This is a genomic window from Vibrio sp. 3-2(1) (assembly GCF_963887575.1).
GTDB lineage: Bacteria > Pseudomonadota > Gammaproteobacteria > Enterobacterales > Vibrionaceae > Vibrio > Vibrio anguillarum.
The window spans coordinates 39,581-61,711 of record NZ_CAWPGB010000055.1; the positions used below are offsets into that span (position 1 = coordinate 39,581).

Annotated in this window: 20 protein-coding genes and 1 riboswitch; of the genes, 11 read left to right on the top strand and 9 right to left on the bottom strand. The window is 47.1% G+C overall.

Features of this window, described 5'->3' with window-relative positions; translation table 11 throughout:
• Nucleotides 1-52 precede the first annotated feature (52 nt).
• A complete protein-coding gene (gene pmbA, locus AACQ79_RS14505) occupies nucleotides 53-1,396 on the bottom strand; it encodes a metalloprotease PmbA (protein WP_170899292.1) in 1,344 nt (447 codons plus the stop codon).
• A gap of 108 nt (nucleotides 1,397-1,504) precedes the next feature.
• Between pmbA and yjgA the strand changes: the two genes are divergently transcribed.
• On the top strand, nucleotides 1,505-2,032 hold the full coding sequence (gene yjgA / locus AACQ79_RS14510) for a ribosome biogenesis factor YjgA (RefSeq protein WP_010318810.1): 528 nt from the start codon (nucleotides 1,505-1,507) through the stop codon (nucleotides 2,030-2,032).
• Nucleotides 2,033-2,087: 55 nt separating this feature from the next.
• Here yjgA and thiQ read toward each other — a convergent pair whose 3' ends face one another.
• From thiQ to mpl, 5 genes are all read right to left on the bottom strand, one after another.
• Nucleotides 2,088-2,792 carry a thiamine ABC transporter ATP-binding protein gene (thiQ, locus tag AACQ79_RS14515; protein WP_010318809.1) on the bottom strand — a complete coding sequence of 235 codons (705 nt, stop codon included), beginning with the start codon at nucleotides 2,790-2,792 and terminating at the stop codon, nucleotides 2,088-2,090.
• Entirely contained in the window at nucleotides 2,786-4,381 is a 1,596-nt protein-coding gene (thiP, locus tag AACQ79_RS14520; RefSeq protein WP_170899293.1) for a thiamine/thiamine pyrophosphate ABC transporter permease ThiP, read from the bottom strand. The genes thiQ and thiP overlap by 7 nt, the downstream gene beginning before the upstream one ends.
• Before the next feature lie 13 nt (nucleotides 4,382-4,394).
• Nucleotides 4,395-5,387 (bottom strand): thiamine ABC transporter substrate binding subunit, encoded by a 993-nt coding sequence (thiB, locus tag AACQ79_RS14525; protein ID WP_170899294.1) that lies wholly within the window; start codon nucleotides 5,385-5,387, stop codon nucleotides 4,395-4,397.
• Nucleotides 5,388-5,453: 66 nt separating this feature from the next.
• A riboswitch (TPP riboswitch) is annotated at nucleotides 5,454-5,573 on the bottom strand.
• A gap of 29 nt (nucleotides 5,574-5,602) precedes the next feature.
• Nucleotides 5,603-6,232 carry a flavin prenyltransferase UbiX gene (locus AACQ79_RS14530; RefSeq protein ID WP_170899295.1) on the bottom strand — a complete coding sequence of 210 codons (630 nt, stop codon included), beginning with the start codon at nucleotides 6,230-6,232 and terminating at the stop codon, nucleotides 5,603-5,605.
• A 38-nt stretch (nucleotides 6,233-6,270) separates the two neighbouring features.
• Nucleotides 6,271-7,620 (bottom strand): UDP-N-acetylmuramate:L-alanyl-gamma-D-glutamyl-meso-diaminopimelate ligase, encoded by a 1,350-nt coding sequence (mpl, locus tag AACQ79_RS14535; RefSeq protein ID WP_170899296.1) that lies wholly within the window; start codon nucleotides 7,618-7,620, stop codon nucleotides 6,271-6,273.
• 272 nt (nucleotides 7,621-7,892) lie between these two features.
• Here mpl and fbp point away from each other — a divergent pair, with 272 nt between their 5' ends.
• Together fbp and ppa are read left to right on the top strand one after the other, a co-directional pair.
• Complete coding sequence (gene fbp / locus AACQ79_RS14540; protein WP_013855958.1) at nucleotides 7,893-8,903, top strand: class 1 fructose-bisphosphatase; 1,011 nt, start codon at nucleotides 7,893-7,895, stop codon at nucleotides 8,901-8,903.
• A 177-nt stretch (nucleotides 8,904-9,080) separates the two neighbouring features.
• Nucleotides 9,081-9,608, top strand: coding sequence for an inorganic diphosphatase (gene ppa, locus AACQ79_RS14545; RefSeq protein WP_010318803.1), 528 nt, complete (start codon nucleotides 9,081-9,083; stop codon nucleotides 9,606-9,608).
• Between the two features lie 233 nt (nucleotides 9,609-9,841).
• Here ppa and AACQ79_RS14550 read toward each other — a convergent pair whose 3' ends face one another.
• From AACQ79_RS14550 to tamA, 3 genes are read right to left on the bottom strand one after another with little or no spacing between them, the layout of a single operon-like run.
• Nucleotides 9,842-10,189 (bottom strand): gamma-glutamylcyclotransferase family protein, encoded by a 348-nt coding sequence (locus AACQ79_RS14550; protein WP_170899297.1) that lies wholly within the window; start codon nucleotides 10,187-10,189, stop codon nucleotides 9,842-9,844.
• Between the two features lie 10 nt (nucleotides 10,190-10,199).
• Nucleotides 10,200-13,997 carry an autotransporter assembly complex protein TamB gene (tamB, locus tag AACQ79_RS14555; protein WP_170899298.1) on the bottom strand — a complete coding sequence of 1,266 codons (3,798 nt, stop codon included), beginning with the start codon at nucleotides 13,995-13,997 and terminating at the stop codon, nucleotides 10,200-10,202.
• Nucleotides 13,994-15,706 (bottom strand): autotransporter assembly complex protein TamA, encoded by a 1,713-nt coding sequence (gene tamA, locus AACQ79_RS14560; RefSeq protein WP_170899299.1) that lies wholly within the window; start codon nucleotides 15,704-15,706, stop codon nucleotides 13,994-13,996. The genes tamB and tamA overlap by 4 nt, the downstream gene beginning before the upstream one ends.
• Before the next feature lie 167 nt (nucleotides 15,707-15,873).
• Here tamA and msrA point away from each other — a divergent pair, with 167 nt between their 5' ends.
• The 8 genes from msrA (at nucleotide 15,874) to AACQ79_RS14600 (ending at nucleotide 22,130) form a co-directional block, all read left to right on the top strand.
• A complete protein-coding gene (gene msrA, locus AACQ79_RS14565; protein WP_088729165.1) occupies nucleotides 15,874-16,512 on the top strand; it encodes a peptide-methionine (S)-S-oxide reductase MsrA in 639 nt (212 codons plus the stop codon).
• A gap of 114 nt (nucleotides 16,513-16,626) precedes the next feature.
• Nucleotides 16,627-17,178, top strand: a complete 552-nt coding sequence (locus AACQ79_RS14570) for a YtfJ family protein (RefSeq protein WP_026027485.1) — start codon at nucleotides 16,627-16,629, stop codon at nucleotides 17,176-17,178.
• A 140-nt stretch (nucleotides 17,179-17,318) separates the two neighbouring features.
• The gene (locus AACQ79_RS14575) at nucleotides 17,319-17,612 is read left to right on the top strand and encodes a DUF2607 family protein (protein ID WP_170899300.1); all 294 of its coding nucleotides are present in this window, start codon (nucleotides 17,319-17,321) and stop codon (nucleotides 17,610-17,612) included.
• Nucleotides 17,613-17,693: 81 nt separating this feature from the next.
• Nucleotides 17,694-18,383 (top strand): zinc uptake protein ZrgA, encoded by a 690-nt coding sequence (gene zrgA, locus AACQ79_RS14580; protein WP_170899301.1) that lies wholly within the window; start codon nucleotides 17,694-17,696, stop codon nucleotides 18,381-18,383.
• A 69-nt stretch (nucleotides 18,384-18,452) separates the two neighbouring features.
• Complete coding sequence (locus AACQ79_RS14585; RefSeq protein WP_013855948.1) at nucleotides 18,453-19,169, top strand: ABC transporter ATP-binding protein; 717 nt, start codon at nucleotides 18,453-18,455, stop codon at nucleotides 19,167-19,169.
• Entirely contained in the window at nucleotides 19,166-20,425 is a 1,260-nt protein-coding gene (locus tag AACQ79_RS14590) for an ABC transporter permease (protein WP_170899302.1), read from the top strand. The genes AACQ79_RS14585 and AACQ79_RS14590 overlap by 4 nt, the downstream gene beginning before the upstream one ends.
• Before the next feature lie 9 nt (nucleotides 20,426-20,434).
• Nucleotides 20,435-20,935: a DUF3299 domain-containing protein gene (locus AACQ79_RS14595; protein ID WP_170899303.1), complete on the top strand. Its 501-nt coding sequence runs from the start codon at nucleotides 20,435-20,437 to the stop codon at nucleotides 20,933-20,935.
• A gap of 295 nt (nucleotides 20,936-21,230) precedes the next feature.
• Nucleotides 21,231-22,130, top strand: coding sequence for a TIGR03899 family protein (locus AACQ79_RS14600; RefSeq protein ID WP_013855945.1), 900 nt, complete (start codon nucleotides 21,231-21,233; stop codon nucleotides 22,128-22,130).
• Nucleotide 22,131: the final 1 nt, after the last annotated feature.

The following is a 22,131-nucleotide window of genomic DNA, read 5'->3' on the forward strand; positions in this document are numbered from 1 at the left end:
ATAAAAAAAGCTTGGTTGTTATACCAAGCTTTTTCATATTCAGCTTAAGCGATTATTCGCCCGCAATTTTCATCGATTCAAGTAAAATAGACCCAGTTTGGATTTGCGAGCGTGTTTCGACATCACTCCCTACCGCCACCATTTGCTGGAACATATCTTTCAAATTACCCGCGATAGTAATCTCAGATACAGGGTATTGAATCACACCGTTTTCAACCCAGAAACCAGCGGCGCCACGCGAATAATCACCTGTCACTGCATTAACACCTTGGCCCATCACTTCAGTGACTAACAAGCCTGTGCCTAACGCTTTAAGCATCTGCTCAAAATTTTGTCCTGTGGATTGAACATACCAGTTATGGATGCCACCCGCGTGACCAGTTGGAGTCATCTTCATTTTACGAGCGGCATAGCTGCTCAGAAGATAAGTAGAGAGCACACCATCGGTAATGATTTGGCGGTCTTGCGTAAATACCCCTTCACTATCAAATGGGCTTGATGCCAACGCACGTAATACATGGGGTTTTTCGGCAATATTGAACCAATCGGGTAAAATTTTCTCGCCTAACTTATCAAGTAAAAAGGAAGATTTACGATACAAGCTGCCACCACTGATCGCCATCACCAAATGGCCAATCAAACCTGTCGCTACATCTGCGGCAAACATCACCGAAACTTTGCCCGTCTTCAGTTTTTTTGCATCTAAACGGCTGATGGTTTTTTCTGCGGCTTGTTGCCCGACCAGCTCTGGCGACCATAAATCGTCGCGGTGACGTGCAACGGTATAGCTATAATCACGCTCCATCTCACCATTTTTACCCTCACCAATCACGCAGCAGCTAATGCTATGACGGCTAGAGGCATAACTCGCGAGCAAACCATGGCTATTACCATACACTTTCACACCGTAATGGCTGTCATAACTTGCGCCATCACTTTGTTTGATCTTGTTGCTGTAAGCTAACGCTTTCTCTTCTGCAGCAATGGCAATTTTAGCGGCCATGTCCGGGTTAGGTTCATCCGGATGGAAGAGATCTAAATCAGGAATATTTCGCACCATTAGCTCTTTAGGTGCAGGGCCTGCATAAGGATCCTCAGAAGTGTAAAGCGCAATATCAAGCGCTGCAGCGACCGTCTGCGCAATTGCTTTTTCACTGAGATCTGACGTCGACGCACTGCCTTTACGTTGCCCACGATACACAGTGATGCCTAATGCCCCATCACTGTTAAATTCTACGTTTTCAACTTCACACATTCGCGTCGAAACACTCAGGCCGGTACTTTTGGTGATCGCCACTTCGGCAGCATCAGAACTGAGCGCAGCCATCTCTAATGCCTTAGCAACCGCCGCTTCAAGTTCGATGCGCTGCTGAGCAACTTGTTGTTTTACGTCCATATCTCATCAATTATTAGCAAACAATGTCATTAGGATAACAAGAATTTCGCTTTCTCCCCACGATTCTTGCTAAAATAGCTGACATACATAACTCAATAGATGAAGAAAATGGCGCGTAAGAATCAAAAAGCTCCTTGGGAAGAAGAAGAGGAGATCATTTGGGTTAGCAAAACCGAAATGAAAAACGACATGACTGAGCTACAAAAACTGGGTGAAGAGCTGGTTGCTCTGAAGCCATCTCAGTTAGCAAAAATTCCGATGTCTGAAGATTTGATGGATGCCATCAAAGATGCTCAGCGTTTTAGCATGGAAGCCAGACGCCGCCAACTGCAATACATTGGTAAAATGATGCGTACCATCGATGCTGAACCGATTCAAGCGGCATTGGATAAACTGCGTAACAAGCACTCACAAAATACCGCCATGCTGCACAAGCTCGAACAGATGCGTGATCGTATTGTTGAGAAAGGTGACAGCGCGATTGAAGATGCGATGGCACTCTATCCAGAGATGGATCGTCAACGTCTGCGCCAATTAGCGCGTCAAGCAAATAAAGAGAAAGCCAACAGCAAACCACCAAGAGCATCACGAGAGATTTTCCAAGTGCTCAGAGAGCATAACGATAAGTCAGTTTAACCTGTCATAGTGCTGATTAGACGCAAAAACCTCACCTAAACGTGTGAGGTTTTTTTTATTCCCCTGCACGCACAAAATCACTGAGCTGCGCGTCTGCGTGTTGCGCGGAAAGTGCCTCAATGCGATCACTCACTAACACATGTCCTTGAGCCATAAACGCAAAATGGCTCGCAATCGCTTTGGCATCACTAATATGGTGCGTCACCATCACAACAGTGATCTCTCTTTCTGCGGCTAACTGCTTAACCAAAAGCAGCATCTCTTCTCTGAGTAGCGGATCCAAGGCGGAAAAGGGCTCATCCAGCAGCCAGATAGGATGTGGTTGTACAAAACAGCGCGCCAGAGCAACTCGTTGACGCTGCCCCCCTGAGAGCTGCTCAGGCAAGCGATCAAGTAGCGCAGCCAAACCCACTTGCTGCGCGGCGCACTCAACCAACGCCTTTTGTGAAGGGGTTAATTTCAGCCCCGGATGTAGCCCAAGGCTAATATTTTCACGCACAGTGAGATGGGCAAAAAGATTGTGCTCTTGAAACAGCATCGAAAAAGGACGCAAGTGTGGCTCTTGCCCAAGTAAAGATTGCCCTTGCACTTGGATATCGCCGCTTTTCGGTGCAATAAAGCCCGCAACTAAGCTCAGTAAAGTCGACTTGCCCGCGCCACTTGGCCCCATCAAAGAGAGAATCGCCCCTCGCGGTACAGAGAGCGAAAATTCAAACCACTCCTGTTGATACTCATAGTGCACGGCCTTGAGTTCTAACATTGCTTTACCTTTGAATGTGAGTGAAATAACCGCTCAATGAGGGCAAAACAACCCACACTGAGTAGCAACAGCGTAAGGGAAACCACCGCCGCCGCTTGCATTTGGTAACTGCCCAGCAGTTGGAACAGGTAAAGCGGTAAGGTTCTAAACTCTTGGCTACCAAATAGAGCAATCGCACTTAAATCCCCCATTGAGAGCAAAAAGCTGATCGCAAAGGCATGCGCTAAGGGTTTACGCAACGCACGCAGCTCAATCACTTGCAAACGCTGCCACCCTTTAATGCCAAGGCTGGCACATAACCATTGATATTGCTGCGCAATATGCAGCATAGGTTGCGCCAATGTTTTCAACACATATGGCAATGCCATTAAGCCATTGACGAAAAAAACCACCCAATACGCTAGGCTAAATGCATCGGTCCAAATACGCAGTAACAGAAAAAGCCCTGTACTGATAACAAGCCCTGGCGTGACCAAAATAATCGCGCCAATCAACTCTAGTTGGTCCGCCTTACGGTTGTGCTGCTGTAGGCGCCAAGCGCGAGTCGTGATGAGTATGGCAACCCCAGCCGAAACAGCAACCACGCTTGCCAATAACGCCACTTGCAGTGAAGCCCAAAGCGCACGCCAGAATTGCTCATCGCTCAAGACGTGAAAAAGCTGCGAATTTAAACCGCTCAAGATGACCATCACCAGCGGCGGAAGTACTAACAGCAACGCAAGGAAAATCCACCCGCCGTCCCAACATTGCGCTTTTCGATTGTCTCGACTAACCACATAATCACTCGCTTGACGCCCTGTGGTGATGGCTAACGGCTTCGCTAAGCGTGAAATGGATAGAGACAGCAGACCGCATAACAGCATCTGCCACAGCGCAAGCAGCGCGCCCGCTTGTAAATCAAAATCAAATTTGATCGCTTGATAAATCGCCAGCTCAATTGTGGTGGATTTAGGCCCGCCGCCAAGTGCCATCACAGTGGCAAAACTGGTAAAACAGAGCATGAACACCAAACCACAGACATGAGGAAGCTGCTGACGCAAACGCGGCCATTCAACCCAACGAAATTTGTGCCAATGACTCATGCCAAGATGCGCGCATAACTTATGTTGTTCTGCCGGGATCGACTCTAACGCTTGCAGCAATAAACGGCTGGCATACGGGAGATTAAAAAACAGATGCGCCAGTAAAATACCGTTTAATCCGTAAATGGAAAACGGCAGTTTGCTATCAAACCACGCGAGCAGCGAGGCGAGCAGACCACTATTACCATAAATGGCCAACAAACCAAATACGCCCACCAGCACTGGAAGCACTAAGGTCGTTGCAAACAATTTGATCAGCAGCGCGCGTCCCCAAAATCGACGACGGTAAAGTGCGTGAGCGACAGGAACCGCGAAACCAACACTGAGCAGCATCGACAAGCTGGCTTGGTAAAAACTAAATTGAGTAACATGGCGATAATACGGGTCTTGCCATACGTGCATCACATTTAAGCTGGGTGCTTGTAACAGCAACGCCGCCAACGCACTGATGACAAAGGTCGCGACAAGCATCGCGACCCCAATGCCTATTTTAGGAATAGCATTCAAACTTTATCGAACCTTAAAACGTTAAGGCGGTTTGCCACTCACGGATCCACGCTTTACGCATCTCAGACACCTCTTGTGCGCTAAAGGTAAGCGCCTTTGGTGGCACAACCAGCGTTTCAAAACCTTTCGGTAGCGCGACAGACGTCACAGGATACATCCAGTTTCCGGTTGGCATCACCGACTGAAATTGATCACTTAAAATAAAGTGCATGAACTCATCGGCCAATTTGCCGTTATCACTGTGTTTTACTTTCGCAGCGACTTCCACTTGCATGTAGTGTCCTTCGGCAAAATCGGCAGCCGCGTACTTAGCGTCATTTTCCGCAATCAAATGATAAGCTGGAGAGGTGGTGTAAGAGAGCACCAGATCGGACTCACCTTTTAGAAACATCGCATAGGCTTCTGACCAACCTTTGGTGACTGTCACCGTCTTATTGGCGAGCTGTTGCCATGCCAAATTGGCTTTCTCACCATAGACAGATTTCATCCACAGCAGTAAGCCTTGACCGGGTGTTGAAGTTCGCGAATCTTGATAAATCACTTTAAGATCATCGCGCTTTTCTACCAACTCTTTTAAGCTTTTCGGTGGGTTTGCTAATTTCTCTTTATTGTAAACAAAGGCAAAATAGCCGTAATCATAAGGAACAAATGTTTCATCACTCCAACCACCGGGTAGCGTGACTTGGCCCGTCTCGACATTATGATTTGCCAATAAGCCAGTCTGTTTGGCCTCGGCCATTAAGTTGTTGTCTAAACCGAGTACGATGTCTGCTTTACTGTTATTACCTTCAAGACGCAAACGGTTTAGGATCGATACCCCATCATCGAGTGCCACAAACTGAAGATCGCAAGCGCATTGTGCTTCGAATGCTTTTTCAATCGCCGGTCCCGGGCCCCATTCTGATGCGAACGAGTCATAGGTATAAACGGTAAGGAGATTGTCAGCGGCATGCGCTGAAAAAGAGGTGATGGTGGCAAGTGCAATGGTATTAAGAGTGGTGTTCAACTGGTCGCTCTCCTTGGTTGAGCGGCACAGGCTTGAGGAGGATGAGAATATTCCATTATTCCTATTCTGATATCCTAACCCAATTCCTACGCCAGCATTATCTGGTTCAGGTTTACGGGTCCCAAGCTCACGCTTGATCTCAGCAGCATTCATTGAGATGAATGATTTGCTCCCCGTTGAGTGAGGTGGATTGTAATTGGAATTAACGCAATAAGCTACACCGTTGGGCGTGAGTCATATCCCCAACGTGGCACAAGCCCTTGCTCAACGCCTAAATGGTCCAAAATACGCGCCACCATAAAATCGACCAAGTCTTCAATTGACTGCGGCTGATGATAAAAACCGGGGGCAGCGGGCATAATGGTGACGCCCATTTGCGACAACTTGAGCATGTTTTCTAAATGTAAGGTGGAAAACGGAGTTTCGCGCACCACTAACACCAATTGGCCACGCTCTTTCATCACTACATCGGCAGCACGTTCGATCAAATTATCGGACATGCCATGGGCAATCGCCGCAACGCTGCCTGCCGAACATGGGCACACCACCATCTGTTTTGGCGCGGCAGAGCCCGAAGCCACTGGAGAGAACCATTCTTCTTTGCCGCACACGACAAGCTGTGAGGCATCACAGTGTAAATGTTCCACCAACGCTGTTTTGGCTGCCTCAGTCCCACTGGGCAACTTTAAACCCTGCTCGGTTGCAAGCACAACGCGCGCGGCCGAAGAGATCAGCAGATACACTCGGTAATCTGCAGCCAATAAACACTCCAACAGACGAAGTCCGTAAGGAGCACCTGAAGCGCCAGTAAAGGCTAAAGTGATGGCTTTCTGTTGTATTGTCATAACTCTCTATTTCGTTTGTGTCGCTGGCATTACATGGCTTAATTTAATGCAAGTAGGAGCTTGTTATGAATACCTTCAAAGCCACCATTGCTCATCACCAAAATGTGATCGCCCGGCTGGGCTTCCTGCGCAATTTGCGCGACGAAAGCATCAATATCATCATGCACTTGCGCTGGTTGTAAGCATTGATCAGCTACATCCTGCACCGACCAAGCAAGATTGTTCGGCTGATAGAGATAAACTGAATCGGCTTGCTGTAATGACGCCGCTAAAGTTTGCTTATGTACGCCCAACTTCATCGTAGCCGAACGAGGCTCTAAAACCGCGATAATTTTCTGATCGCCTACCTTGTTACGTAAACCACCCAAAGTAAGTTCAATGGCCGTTGGATGATGAGCAAAATCGTCATACAACGTAATACCGTTCACTTCACCTTTGAGCTCTAAACGACGTTTGGTATTGATAAATTTGCCCAAAGCTTGACAGGCTAAATCTGGTGTGACCCCCACGTGACGCGCCGCGCCAATCGCCATTAAGGCGTTATCGACATTATGATCGCCAACCAAATCCCAAGTCACGCGCCCCACGCGTTCATTGTCAAAGAACACATCAAATTGCGAACCATCACGCGTGATTTTTTCAGCTTTCCACTGCACTTGCTCGCCGGTAAACTCGGTTTCGCTCCAGCAGCCACGTGCGAGAACATCCGCTAATGCGCGCTCTTTTTGCGGAGCAAAAATACGACCATTGCCCGGAACAGTACGCACTAGATGATGAAATTGGCGCTTAATCGCTTCAAGATCGTCAAAAATGTCCGCATGATCAAACTCTAAATTATTCAACACTAAAGTGCGTGGATGATAATGGACAAACTTAGAACGCTTATCGAAAAAAGCACTGTCATATTCATCGGCTTCAACCACAAAAAACATGCTTTCGCCCAAACGCGCAGAAATGCCAAAGTTGCCAAGTACGCCTCCCACCAAAAAGCCCGGTTGGTAACCGCAATCTTCTAAGATCCACGCCAACATGCTCGACGTGGTGGTTTTACCGTGTGTACCAGCCACCGCAAGAACCCAGCGGTCATGCAACAGGAACTCTTGCAACCATTGCGGGCCAGAGGTGTAACGCAAGTTGTGGTTCAGCACATATTCAACACACGGATTGCCGCGACTCATGGCGTTGCCAATCACCACCAAATCAGGCTTGGGCTCTAATTGAGCAGGGTCAAAGCCTTCGATAATCTCGATCCCTTGAGACTCCAATAACGTACTCATCGGTGGGTAAACGTTGGCGTCGCTGCCGGTAACTTTATGACCTAATTGCCGCGCTAAAACGGCAACACCGCCCATAAACGTACCGCAAATCCCAAGAATGTGAATATGCATAAATCCTAGCCTCGCACATGGCGTTGTGAGTGATTGTCTCCATTATCACCATCCATTTAAGAAAAGCGAGCATGTTTGCAACTTCTAAAAAGTCGACAAACAAATTGAGATCTCAATCTGTTACTTCATTACCATTAAAAAGATCTAAGCCCTAAAATCGCAGTGTTACCCAAACGTTATCAAATGGGTCACTCGTTTCGGCCGACATCCCAACAAGAGGATGCGTTGTGAAACAATCACTCCCCCCTATATAGCTATGTTAAGGAAATAACATGTCTGAGATTCGCACTCTTGGCGAGTTTATTGTTGAGAAACAACATGACTTCCCCCACGCAAGCGGTGATCTTTCATCTCTGTTGTCCTCTATTCGTCTTGCGGCAAAAATTGTTAATAGAGAAATCAACAAAGCAGGCCTTGCTGATATTACCGGTGCAGTTGGTACGGATAATATTCAAGGCGAAGAACAACAAAAACTCGATGTGTACGCCAACGAAAAATTTAAAGCGGCGCTTGAAGCGCGCGATCAAGTGTGTGGTGTCGCCAGTGAAGAAGAAGATGAAGCGGTTGCGTTCAGCAAGGAGCTCAACAAAAACGCAAAATACGTGGTGTTGATGGACCCGCTGGACGGCTCATCTAACATCGATGTCAATGTCTCTGTCGGCACGATTTTTTCTATTTATCGCCGCGTATCGCCAGTCGGCACGCCACCAACACAAGAAGACTTCTTACAACCCGGTAATAAACAGGTTGCGGCTGGTTATGTTATTTACGGCTCTTCAACCATGTTGGTGTATACCACTGGCAACGGCGTGAATGGCTTTACTTATGATCCGTCACTCGGCACTTTCTATCTTTCACACCCCAATATGATGACCTTCGATGATGGTAAAATTTACTCCATCAATGAAGGTAACTACATCCGCTTCCCAACCGGCGTCAAAAAATACATTAAATATTGCCAAGAGAATGTGCCTGAAGATAATCGCCCTTACACGTCACGTTACATTGGTTCGCTAGTGGCGGATTTTCACCGTAACCTGCTCAAAGGTGGGATCTATCTATACCCAAGCACGCAAAGCCATCCAAACGGCAAGCTGCGTCTATTGTATGAATGCAATCCTATGGCGTTTTTGATTGAACAAGCAGGCGGTATTGCTTCTGACGGTGTCAATCGCGTGTTGGATATTAAGCCGACAGAACTGCATCAACGTGTGCCATTCTTCTGCGGTTCAAAAAATATGGTCCATAAATTGGAAGAGTTCTTGGAACTCAATCGCGATTAAATCAGCTCAATGAGCGCCTAACTCTAGGCGCTTTTTTTATCGATAAATATGAGGCAAGACTCTCTTTTTACGGTTTACACCGTTTCCTATTTACCGCTAAAGTTGCAACACAAGCGTTTACGTTCTGTTAATCAACCCAAAACAATTCAAGTCCAGCGACGAAAAAGGAAATGCTAAATGAGCTTAAACAACGTTCCGGCAGGAAAATCACTGCCTGATGATATTTACGTGGTGATCGAAATTCCAGCCAACGCCGACCCAATCAAATACGAAGTCGACAAAGAATCTGGCGCGGTATTTGTGGACCGTTTCATGTCTTCACCTATGTTCTACCCATGCAACTACGGTTATGTGAATCACACCTTATCGCTCGATGGCGATCCTGTCGATGTGTTGGTGCCCACGCCTTATCCGCTCATGCCAGGCTCGGTGATTCGTTGCCGCCCAGTTGGCGTATTGAAGATGACCGATGAGTCTGGTGAAGATGCCAAAGTGGTGGCGGTTCCTCACTCCAAGCTCACCAAAGAGTACGACCACATTCAAGACGTAAATGACCTGCCAGCACTACTGAAGGCGCAAATTACACAGTTCTTTGAACGCTATAAAGAGCTTGAAGCGGGCAAATGGGTCAAAGTCGATGGATGGGAAGATGCCGCTGCCGCGCGAGCTGAAATCCTGACTTCATTTGAACGCGCCCAAAAATAGCCACCATAATTAAACAGTCACGATAGTTATATACCCAAACAACTTGGAGTTGCAGGTAGGCGGCAAGTGAGTGAGTCCCCATGAGCATAGGCAAACTATGTGATTGGGGTGAACGAACGTAGCCAACACCGCTGCAGCTTCAAGTAGGAAGGGTATAAGTGTCGTTATAAATAAAAAGCCACATCCTGCTAATGCGCGATGTGGCTTTTTATTTCCATTTTCAACGCCGTTCGTTACACCCGTTGGCACCAATCTCCAGAATTAATCACAGCAGTAAGACGGCTGTGATCTTGATAGAGATAAATCCACGCACGGCCAAATGGGGTTTCGATCGTTTCACGGCGATATTCGATGGGAATATCTTCTAAAAGATCGAGTTTTGCTAGTGTTTGCTCATCCACTCGATATACCTCACCAACTATCGATTGCTGTCCCTGAGCCAAGCCAGGATATGGACCTAGATCATACAGCGCATAGTCAGCTGGCGTGTAGAACGATCCTAACATTTCGCTTGTCTCAAGCAGATGCGCATTACTTTCACCACGGCGTAATGTGCCGTAGACAAAAACCAGATGTTGCATATGACTGTCCCTAGTTAAATTCAAACTGATACAAAAGATCCACCGCGCTATCTAAGCCGGATACCGCTTCAACGTACAAATCCCTCATCAAGCGGTAACGCACGGTAAATTCGCCCACCGAGCTGAAAATACCAACACCATATTTCACTTGTAGCCCCGGTAAAATATAGCCGCTTACCGTCACTTGTGAATCATCACCGGAACCGGCCGTATCCAATTGTAGATCTTGCACACCGAAGGCTTGACCAATTTCGCCCACCACCTTACCGCTTTGTGCCAAGCTCAAACCAATCAGTGCAGTGGTCATCGCATTGCCACCCGCCTCGCCATCAATATTCTGACCACGAAGTAGGTAAGAAAGTGCATTGGCTTGTGGCATCGCGGGTTCTGAAAAAATGGAGACTGCGGGTTCATCGGCAGAGCCGGTCACTTTTACCCCTGCAATCACGCCATCTTGTGTGTTATCCGGGTTGCGCACCGCTTTAATCGAAACATAAGGTTGATCAACCGGTCCATTCATTAAAATTTTGCCTTCTTGGATCAGCAAATCTTGTCCAAAGGATCGATACGAACCATTTTGGATGTTTACTTCTCCAGTAATAAAAGGACCTTTATCCTTTTGCGCCACATTGAGGCGGCCAATCAAGCCGCCTTGCAAACCAAAGGCACTGAGCCGGAAATCATCACCAATCGAGATGTTTACATTCGTTTCAACGTTAAATGGCATGGCGCTTTGCTCGCTCACAGGCTGTAAAGCCGCGTCCAATATCACTTGATCTTTGGAGACACCAATCGCGCTCGGAGGCAACTCTTCTACCACGATACGTCCCCAAGGCAGGTTAATATTCCCTGTCACAGTGGCCAGTTGAGGTTCTAGTGTGATGCTCATGTCTGGGATAACTTTAATCTTGACGATAGGCGGCAGATCCACCAATAGCTCATCGGCCAACACGCGCAGGTTGGCACGCCACTGCTCCATTTTCTGCCAGTCGGCATCCCCCTTGATACTCAACTCGCCATCCGCAGTTTGAATCGCTGCATTGAGCAAGGCTTGGTAACCATTAAAGTCCATCGCCACTCGGCCCGAGGTAACATCCAGCGGCGAAATATCGCCTTTGACGACAATGTCATCCACCACCACTCTGCCCATCACTTTCGGGTGCAACATCGGCCCACTGAAGGCAAGTTGACTGCTAATCTTCGATTTCGCTTGGCTATAATCCCCAAGCAGCGGCTGTAGAAAATCAATATTAAAAGTGGAAAGCGTTAATGCGCCATCCATCATTTTTTCTTTTGCCATTAGATCCGCAATAGTGATTTGCCCCGACAGATCGCCATTATCGGTCACATCCACTAGCCAACGAGCAAACAGCTTGTTCTGTTCAAGCGTACTTTCAATAGTGACGCTATCCCAACCTAAAGTAATGGCTTGGTCGATGTGCTGCGTGACTGCACCTTGGCTTAAGCTGAGTGACACTTTCGCTTGAGGCGCAGTATTGGGCGCCCATTGAGCTGTGAGACTGACATCGGCTTGGCCTTTAAGTTGAGTCTCTTGCGGTAAAAACATTGCGATTTGCTGAAAATCAAAATGGTTGAGAGAGAGCTCGGCCGCACCACTTTGCCCCACAGTCGCGTCTTTATCTAAGCAGAGCGATGCTCCCTCTTGCTGCCAACAATGCGCGGCAATCGTGGCTTGTTGTTTCTCGATATTAACCGCAACAGGTGTCGCTTGGTTTAATAGCCACGGCCCTTGTTCTGTGGACAGTTGTACTCGTTCCAGCGCACCTTGCCACTGCATCGTCGGCTTATCTTCAAAAGATCCGCTGATCGCCAAGCTGGTTGAAATCAGATTTGAAATGACGTCTAAGCTCAGTTGATGCTGCGCTTGGGTACCTGAAAAACGCAAGTCCACACTATCAACTAACTGCTGCTGGTAGCTCAACTGGCTCGCCTGCAATTTCACTTCGGCTTGTGGCACAGGAAGTGGCGTAACATCACCAGTTAAAGTCACCTGCTTTAGGGTCGCTTGTTGCTGCCAAGCAAGATCATTTGCATTGAGGCGCAGCTTGATTTGTGGCTGCTGTAAATCACCACGCAGATAAATATCGCCAATTACTTTGCCGTGCAAATCAGGAACACTTTTCACCAGATCCGCAAAATCAACCGATAAGCCCATACGCCACTCTTTATCCAGCTCACCTTTGGCCGTAATCTGGTTGGGTCCATGGGCTAACGTTAAGCCGCTGGTCGACACAGTAAAAGCGCCTTTCCCTGTCATATCTGATGCGTTTAATTGACCTTCAATATTCAGTGGGTAGCCACGCAACACACCCTCAATATCCAAAATAGGCAGCGCAACGTTCCAACCGCCCTGCTCGGTCAGCTCACCCGTAGTTTCGAGCTTACCGCTGATCACGCCTTCGGCTTGCGGCCACTGTAATCCCGGCTGAATCTGTTCTAAATTCAGCGCCGCTTGCCAGTGAATTGGGGCTTGCCAGTTGGCCATCACTTGGCCAGCAATTTGCCCCCCTAAGGTGTCGATTAGCAAAGAATCTAAGTTGATTTGCTGTAAAGTACCTTTACCAGCAACATCCAGCGTCACATCGGGCAGATCTTTACCTTGCAATTGGCCATTGAGCACCACGCTATATCCGTCGAGTGAGCCTTTAGTTTTTAAGCTCGGCACGCGAACAAAATAGTCTCCTTGCCCAATCAATGGCCACTGTGCTTGAACATCATCTAACGAAATATCAAACGGGATCTCAGGTTGCAGTAGCACCAATTGCGCATTTAAGTTTGCTTGTGCAAGCCCGCCCAGTTTCGCGTTGAGCGTTAAATCACCCAAGCTCCCCGAAGCCTCTAGTGCCAGTGTTTGCCCCTGAGCTTCGGCCATTTTGAGCGTGCTTTTTAAAGAGAGATTGAGCGGATAGTCTCCCTTCAACTGCGCATCAGCTTTTAGGTTGGCAATCAATTGTGGCAGCTCAAGCTCAAGTGATTTTAATGAAACACTGCTCTGATAAGCATTGGCGACCAAACCAAGATGCTTGACAACCAAAGGCTCAGCTTGCTGAAGAGTAAACTGGTTGATATCAAAACGCTCCACTTCCAATTGCAGCGGAATGATCACCTCTGGCAAGGTGATGGGCGTTTTCACCGCAGGTGCCGCCGTCGATGATACGGTTGTGGATGGAGTGGATTTAGATTGTGCGCTTGAGGCTGAATCGACATCTTCATTGGTCGCAAGCTTCAGTTGAATATCGCTCCAACTGGTTTTGCCAATTCGTAAGCGATTACCTTGAAATGAGGCATGGGTAGAAAATTGCTTCCATGCCAGCGTATTGCCCAAAATATCCAGCTGAATATCATTGAGCTCCACACGGCCAACCTTAATTGGCACCGGCGTTGAGATTGACGTAATGGGATCAGAGGCAGACGAAGGCTCACCTTGCGTCGAAGGGGGAAGCTCTGGCAGTGCCAGCCTTAAGCCACTGATCGCAAGTTCATTTAAGCAAATTGAAGGCTCCAATAAGCAGCTAGCACTTATGGCTAATGTCACGCGCTGCACATCGAGATCGAGCTTTAATGCTTCATCGGAAAAAGTGACTTGGTTGAGCGTGAAACGTGGAAAAATTGCACCTTGAGCGCTGACAACCTGCAGTTGTGGCAGCGCTTTTTGCGCTCCCCACAACAGGCCGTTAAGCCCTGTGTTGGTAAACAACAAGGCTGCGAGTGTAATAAATACCGCGCCCAACAAGGTGAATAAAATCGCCGATACCCATTTGGTTATCTTCAACATCACTTTGGTCATAGTTCAGGCCCCAAGGTGAAATGCAGCTGAAATTCATCGCCGGGATTAGCGTCAAGCCCCCATGCAAAATCTAAGCGGATCGGTCCAACCGGAGAAGCCCAGCGAATCCCGGCTCCCACACCGGTTTTCCAATCAGGCGAGTCATTAAAGGCATCGCCATAATCGACAAACAGTGCGCCCCACCAATTTCCAACCAAGCGATATTGATACTCCAACGAACTGGTGGCGATGTATTTGGCCCCAGTCAGTGCGCCGCTGGCATCTTTAGGTGAGATAGATTGATAGCTATACCCTCGCAAATTGTTATCGCCACCAGCAAAGAAGCGCAGAGAAGGCGAGAGTTTGTCAAACTCTTCACTGAAGTTTGCGCCGCCGTCTAAACGCAATAAACCACGATGGTTTTGCCCAGCGCTGCGTATCCAAGCCGTGCCCGCCAACAACCGCACCACACGCGTTTCAGAGACGAAATTTGGATCGCCATACTCAAGTGTGATGCTCTGTTTATCGCCCCACATCGGCATTGAACCACCACGAACACGCGAACGAGAATAGGTCGCTCCCGGTAATACAAACTGGCCGACATCGCTTTGCAAACCTTGTTCGTAGTTTTCTATCAAATAACGAACGAATAGGGTTCGATGCCAACCACCATCACGCAACCAGTGGCGTTCAAACGATAAGTTAGACTCCAAACTCTTCGTATCACGGTTATCGACATTCTTCATTCCATACTGAATTCGATAATATTCACGCCGCACATCTTCTAGCGGTATTTTGTAGCCAGCGGTAATGGTCTGCTCTGGGGCAGAAAGGGAGAAACTGCTATCAAAACTGTGGCCGAGGCTGTTAACCCAAGGTTTCTTCCACTTGAATGAACCACGCACTCCCACATCCGTTGAGTAACCTAAACCGGTTTCAAGCTGATTTCGAGCTTGCGGTGCAAGGGAAACCTTCATCGGCAGTTCGCGACCGTTCTCCAGTTGGCTAAGATCGGGTTCAACAAAAACAGAGGAAAACCAATCGGTATTGGATAAGTTTTGGTTATATTCCCCTACCTTGGAAACAAGGTAAGGATCATTGGTTTTATAGGGCTGAAGTGAGCGAACTCGCTGATCTTCAATTTGGCTGCCAGTAATGAGCGAGGGACCAAAATGGTAACGAATACCACTGTTAAAATGAAGGCGTACGAAAGCTTCATTCAACTCTGGCGCAACTTCCAAACGGCTTAATTCAAAATTCCCGTTAAAATAACCTTTTTGCAACGCTAAGTTACGGATACCCGATTTCAAAGCATCGTACTGGCCATGATTAACCGCCGCGCCCACTTTAAGGGCATTGCGGTTAATGAGATTGGCAAAATCAGCATCAGATTCAGCTTCCCCGCTGATCACCACATCCATCTCTTTAATGGTTGTTAGCGGTCCAGGATTGATATTGACCATCAGCTCTTGCTCATCGCTCACCACCACAAACTCAAATTGAGGATGGTAGTAACCCAGCGCGACAAGCGCTTCCGTCATGCTTTTCTCTAAACGAGATTGAAAACGAAGATGCGTTGAATAGTCGCTATCTGGAATCGACGATAAATAGGCTTCAACGTTGTTTTCTAATTCACCCTCTAAACCATTAATGGTTAACGCCACCTTGGCATACGCCGAAGTGGAAATAAGTAGCATCGTGAATAGAACTGGTAATGATTTTCGTCTCATGCTTAATTAAAGGAACAGTTGAGTAAACAGATCGTTAATGGATGGAAATCATACCGCCAATAGCACGCTCCGTCTGTATGAAATCAGTCAATTATTCGGGCTGAATGTGAAACAGTGGCTCAACAACAATAAATAAAGCCAAAAATCGGTACACAAAAGGAAAGATCATGCTCAATAAACAAACAATGGTCAGCGCACAAACAGCACTGAAAGGACGAGAAACCCCTATGTCAGTGGAGGAAATTCATTACGTTAACCACAGCAACATCACTGAGCAGCCTAATGAGCATCAGCAACAAATAGTGATTGGCATGGGCTGTTTTTGGGGCGCTGAACGCTTATTTTGGCAACTCGATGGTGTGGTGTCGACTTCAGTAGGCTATGCTGGCGGCTTTACCCCAAACCCAACTTACGAAGAAGTATGCAGTGGTGAAACTGGCCATACTGAAGTGGTACGCGTAATCTTTGATCCACAGCGCTTGCCATTAGAAAAGCTATTAAGTCATTTTTGGGAAAAGCACGATCCGACCCAAGGCATGCGTCAAGGTAACGATAAAGGCACTCAGTATCGCTCCGCTATCTATACCTATTCAGAACAACAACAGCAAATAGCACAAGCCTCAAAGCAGCGATACCAGCAGGCGTTGTCAGCCAGTCAACGAGCCTTAATTACCACCGAAATTGCACCCGCTGGTCCTTACTACTACGCCGAAAGCTATCATCAACAATATTTAGCTAAAAATCCGAATGGTTATTGTGGGTTAGGAGGAACAGGCATCTGCTTCCCACCCCAGCTCAGCGAATAAAGCGTGTAGAATTGAGGCTTTGTTAGCATTTTGTTAACCGTTTAATGGCCTCTTTTCGTGGTTTTATTGATTCTATGCTATACCTTTGTTGCTCAACTAAAAGGGACCCCTACAATGAAAAGTAAACGAGTGATCGCCATTCTAATGGCCTGCTGTCCAGCGCTTGCCATGGCACACAACATTACCCAAGGTCAGCAAGTTGCTGATGTTTCAGTGGAAAAATATGGTGAAATCATCCTACAAGATGATAAAACGGCCTTTCAAACTTGGGATACCAGACAACTGCTAGGCAAAGTGCGCGTCATTCAAGCCATTGCTGGTCGCAGCAGTGCTAAAGCGTTAAATGCACCATTGATGGCCGCCATTACGGCCGCACAATTTCCCGCAGAAAGTTATCAAACCACCTCGATCATCAACCAAGATGATGCGATTTGGGGCACAGGATCGTTTGTCAAATCTTCCGCTCAAGACAGCAAGAAAGAGTTTCCGTGGTCTTCCATGGTGCTAGATGAAGCGGGAAATGTAGCCAAAGCGTGGGATTTAAAAGAGGAATCATCAGCGATCATCGTTCAAGACAAGCAAGGTAAGGTACTGTTTGTTAAGGAAGGTGCATTGAGTGATGAGGAAATTCAAACGGTTTTAGGCTTGATCAAACAGAATTTATAATAACCTTAGGTGGCCGATAACACGGCTGCCTTTGCTAAACATATCGTGGTGAAAGGTGCTTTTATAAAAATAAGAGTACGCTTTATTCTCACAATATTGTTATATTATAACAATTATCATTTTACTACTGTATTGGTTTGATGTTTACCCGTCTACATTGCCCCCATTACCGAGCTCAAAGCATTGCATTATGTGCCATGCTGCTGATGCTATGGTTGAATGTCGCTTCTGTAGATCATCACCTCGATACTAATCCTGCGCATCACGCGCAGCATCATTGCCAACTTTTTTCTGGCTTTCAAAATGGTCTAAGCAGTGCGCTGCCTATCCTTCCTGCCGTTAGTGGCAGCGAAATTCGATCATCAGTAGAGAAAACTCAGCGTCGCCCCTCAGTTCATTACGCTTATCTTGCTCGCTCGCCTCCTCACTTTTAGACGTCTTATCTAGTTATTTATGATTTGTTACCCAAAGCCAACGCGCTAAGGGCTATTTTGATGTTTAAAAGGAATCACCTAATGTTTATCCAACGTAAACTCGCTCTCTCTATCGGCCTAATCTTAAGCACGCCAGCACTGGCAAATGAAGAGTTTCGCCAACATGAGGCTCATGTACATGGCCACGTCGAGTTCAATATTGCTCAAGATGGGCAAGATTTACTGATTGAAATCACCGCCCCCGGCTCTGATGTAGTCGGCTTTGAACATGCACCACAAAATGATGAACAACAACAGCGCTTAAATAAAGTCCTGGAGCAGTTCAGCCACGCCGATGGCATTTTCCAACTGCCCGCTCCGGCCAAGTGTCATTTAGAAGAAAGTCGTATCGCCCATACGTTAAATGGTGAGCACCACGACCACGACCACGACCACGACCACGACCACGACCACGACCACGACCACGACCACGACCACGACCACGACCACGACCATCATGAAAAACATGATGATAAACATCAAGATAAAGATGCTCAACACGCACACCATGACCATAAAAAAGATGTGCATGATGAAGGCGAGCACAGTGGTCACGGTGAATTCACGATTCAGTACCAATATCACTGCGATAACATGCCGCAATTGCAGTACCTCGACACGCAATGGTTTAACTTGTTCCCAAATACCCAAACAATCTCTGCCAATGTACTGACAGACAAAGCACAATCTGCCTCTGAGTTGAAAACAAACAGCACTCGCATTACGTTTTAAGGCGTATAAGCAACAACCTGGAGTAAGCACATACTTACTCCAGGTTCACTGTCGTTAAAGGAATTCACAATGAGTGATTTGCATATTCTATCGCTGACGTCTGTCATTGAATTGAAAGAGGTCGAATTTCGTTGGCCGAATAGCTCACAACCAGCCTTATCTATCCAAGATCTTTGTGTAAAACGTGGAGAGCACCTTTTTATTAAAGGGCCAAGTGGTTGTGGCAAATCGACCTTACTGAGCTTACTGACTGGGATCAACCAAGCACAACGAGGGGAGGTCTCTATTTTAGGCACCAACCTATCGACGTTAACTTCCCGTCAACGGGATCGTTTTCGAGCCGATCACATTGGCTACATTTTCCAACAATTTAATTTATTGCCTTATCTCTCAGTGATTGAAAACGTTACGCTACCTTGCCATTTTTCCAGCACTCGCAAGCAGAATGTGGCAGGCGATCTGATTGAGAAAGCAAAACAGTTACTCACTCGCCTACATCTTGCACCTGAACTACTGACTAAACCGGTTATCGAACTGAGTATTGGCCAGCAGCAGCGTGTCGCGGCGGCGAGAGCACTGATTGGCGAACCCAAGCTGATCATCGCTGATGAGCCAACCTCGGCGCTGGATCACGACAATCGACTCGCGTTTATCGAACTGCTATTGGAAGAGGCGAATCGGGCAGGTTCAACACTGGTGTTTGTGAGCCACGATCCCACCTTAGAAGCTTTATTTGACCGCGCAGTTTACCTCCCTCAATTGAATCAGGCAGGAGTGACAGCATGAATGTAATTACCAATCTGGCGTGGAAAAGCGTACTTAACCGCAAAACCACAGCGCTACTCTCCATTCTGACGGTCGCCATTTCAGTCATTCTGTTAATGGGGGTTGAACGCATTCGAACTCAAGCCAAAGAGAGCTTTGCAAACACCATTTCAGGGACGGATCTAATCGTCGGTGGCCGCTCTGGACAAGTCAACTTGCTGCTCTATTCGGTATTTAGAATTGGCAATGCCACCAATAATATCGACTGGAAAAGCTACCAAGCCTTCAGTGAGCATCGCAGCGTCAAGTGGGCGATCCCCATTTCATTGGGTGACTCACACCAAGGGTTTCGCGTTATGGGCACCAATCACCATTATTTCGAGCATTTCAAATATGGAAGTAAGCAACCACTCACATTCTCTCAAGGCACTGAATTTCATGGTTTATTTGAAACGGTGTTGGGTTCTGATGTCGCCAAAACCTTAGGTTATCATATTGGCAGTGACATCATTATTGCGCATGGGATCAGCGATGTGAGTTTTAGCCGCCACGACAACCTCCCTTTCAAAGTAGTGGGTATTTTAGCGCCAACGGGAACGCCCGTAGACAAAACGGTGCATGTCTCATTAGAAGCGATTGAAGCCATTCACGTGGGTTGGGAATCGGGTGCGCATTTAGGCAATTCACCATCCAAAGAGCAACTTGAACAACACAACTTCCAACCCAAGCAGATCACCGCCATGTTGATCGGTTTAAAATCGAGAATTCAAACCTTTGCACTGCAACGTGAAATCAATAACTATCGCCAAGAACCTTTGAGCGCCATTATGCCCGGCGTCGCTCTGCAAGAGCTGTGGGGTATGATGTCGATAGCAGAACAAGCTTTAATGGCAGTGTCGGTCTTTGTGGTGGCGGCAGGGTTACTTGGTATGCTCAGCAGCTTACTGACAAGCTTGCAGGAAAGACGCCGTGAAATGGCGATTCTGCGCGCCATGGGCGCACAACCTAAACATATTTTTGCTCTGCTTATCAGCGAAGCGACGACGCTGACCTTTATTGGCATCTGCGTTGGATTAGCGGGGTTATATTCACTGCTCGCACTGGCGCAACCTTTTATTGCGCAGCATTATGGCATTCAAATCACACTCAGCACCTTAAGCGGCTATGAGTGGCAATTATTAGCTTATGTACAGCTGGCTGGCATTATTATTGGTGTTATCCCGGCTCTACGCGCCTATAGACAATCACTTAGCGATGGAATGACCATTCGAATTTAGGACTTAACGATGAAAAAACTACTGCTTATCAGCACGCTGCTGCTATCAGTCTTGTTACCGATGTACGCACAGAGTAATGAACAAGTACTGACGCTCGATTGGATCGATCTGATCCCGGAGAACGAACGTAACCAATTCAACGCCGATGGTATGCCGGCATTGAACCATGATGGCGAAATGACGGCTGCACAATCAAAAATCGGCGTGGTTAGAAAAGAGCTCAATGGCAGCGTGGTCAAAATACCCGGCTTTGTGATCCCATTGGAAGGTGACGCCAATAACGTTACTGAGTTTCTACTGGTGCCCTACTTTGGCGCATGCATTCACGTGCCGCCACCGCCACCAAACCAAATTATTTATGTGAAATATCCGCAAGGTGCTCCAATCCAGCAGCTCTGGGATGTAATTTATCTGATTGGGACACTGAAAACTGAAAGTGTTAGCCACGATCTGGCCGAAACAGCGTATGTGATCGAAGGCACTGCGATCGAAGAATACGACGACATGTAGTTAACAAAATAGCAACCTATTGATTCATCTAAACTAAACGATATATTTAGATAAATACGCTAGCAAAGCGACATATATCAACAATAGTAAAGTAATCGATAGGTGCTTTTTCAGTCTATTTTCTTTCCAACACTTCATAAGCGCCCCACAAATTCCGATAACAATTTTAACAAGTTATTATCATTAGGGATAGCGCAAATTTATGATCTAGAACGAATGTTTTTCCTAGATGGAAAATGCGTTACACGTTACATTTTAATCCATGAATGAAATGGGTGATTGAAGCGGACATAAAATGGCAGATACCAACAACCCTGTAGTGATTGAACATCAAGCCAACTCAGGTCAAAGCCACGAAAAAAAATCGAGCTACATCAAAGACAGTGGTAGTCGCATTTTGAATATTGCTCAATATCACGGCTTAGATGCGCTGCTACAAACGGATCCGCCAGAAAAAACCTCGCTTGATCGCGCCTTATTTAGAGAACAGCAACGTAAAGAGCAGCGACAAAAAAACCTAGAGCAGATCGTCAAACTGGCGCATATCTCTTGTAAAAATGAGACCGCGGGAGAGCCTGATCAAGATTGGTTACACCGTTTTTTCGATATGGCGCAAGACATCCACAACTCTTCGATGCAGCGACTTTGGGCGCAAGTACTCAAACGCGAGGTGACCAACCCCGGTTCAACCTCAATGAAAGCACTGCAAGTATTACAAGACATGACACCAAAAGAGGCGCAGATACTCCAAAAAGCCTCAGCGTTAGCCTGCTGTTTTGGTAGCGATAATAGCCGCAAGCTGTTGGTCGGCATTCGTGCTACTAACGGCATTTTTAGTTTAGGAAAACGCATCAGCACATTTGTCATCAATATGGGTAGTTTCCAATTACCCTATTCGAGCCTGTTGGTACTGATCGAGCTTGGCTTACTGCATGCCACTGAACTGGAGTCGGGAGAAATTGAACTTGAACCGGCGCTGCTGTTGACCTATCAAGGCAAGAATCTGTCACTGCAATCGATGAGTAAAGGAGTCAGGCTGCTCTATTACCGTTTCAGTCCCACTGGCAATGAGCTGTGTAAGCTACTGGGTAATAAACCGAATATGCAGTACTACGATCAGATGTTGGCGGTGCTTAGCCAGAAATTCACTGTCCACACCGAAGTTGCCAGCAGCTCTTTTCATCACGCCGTCTAGC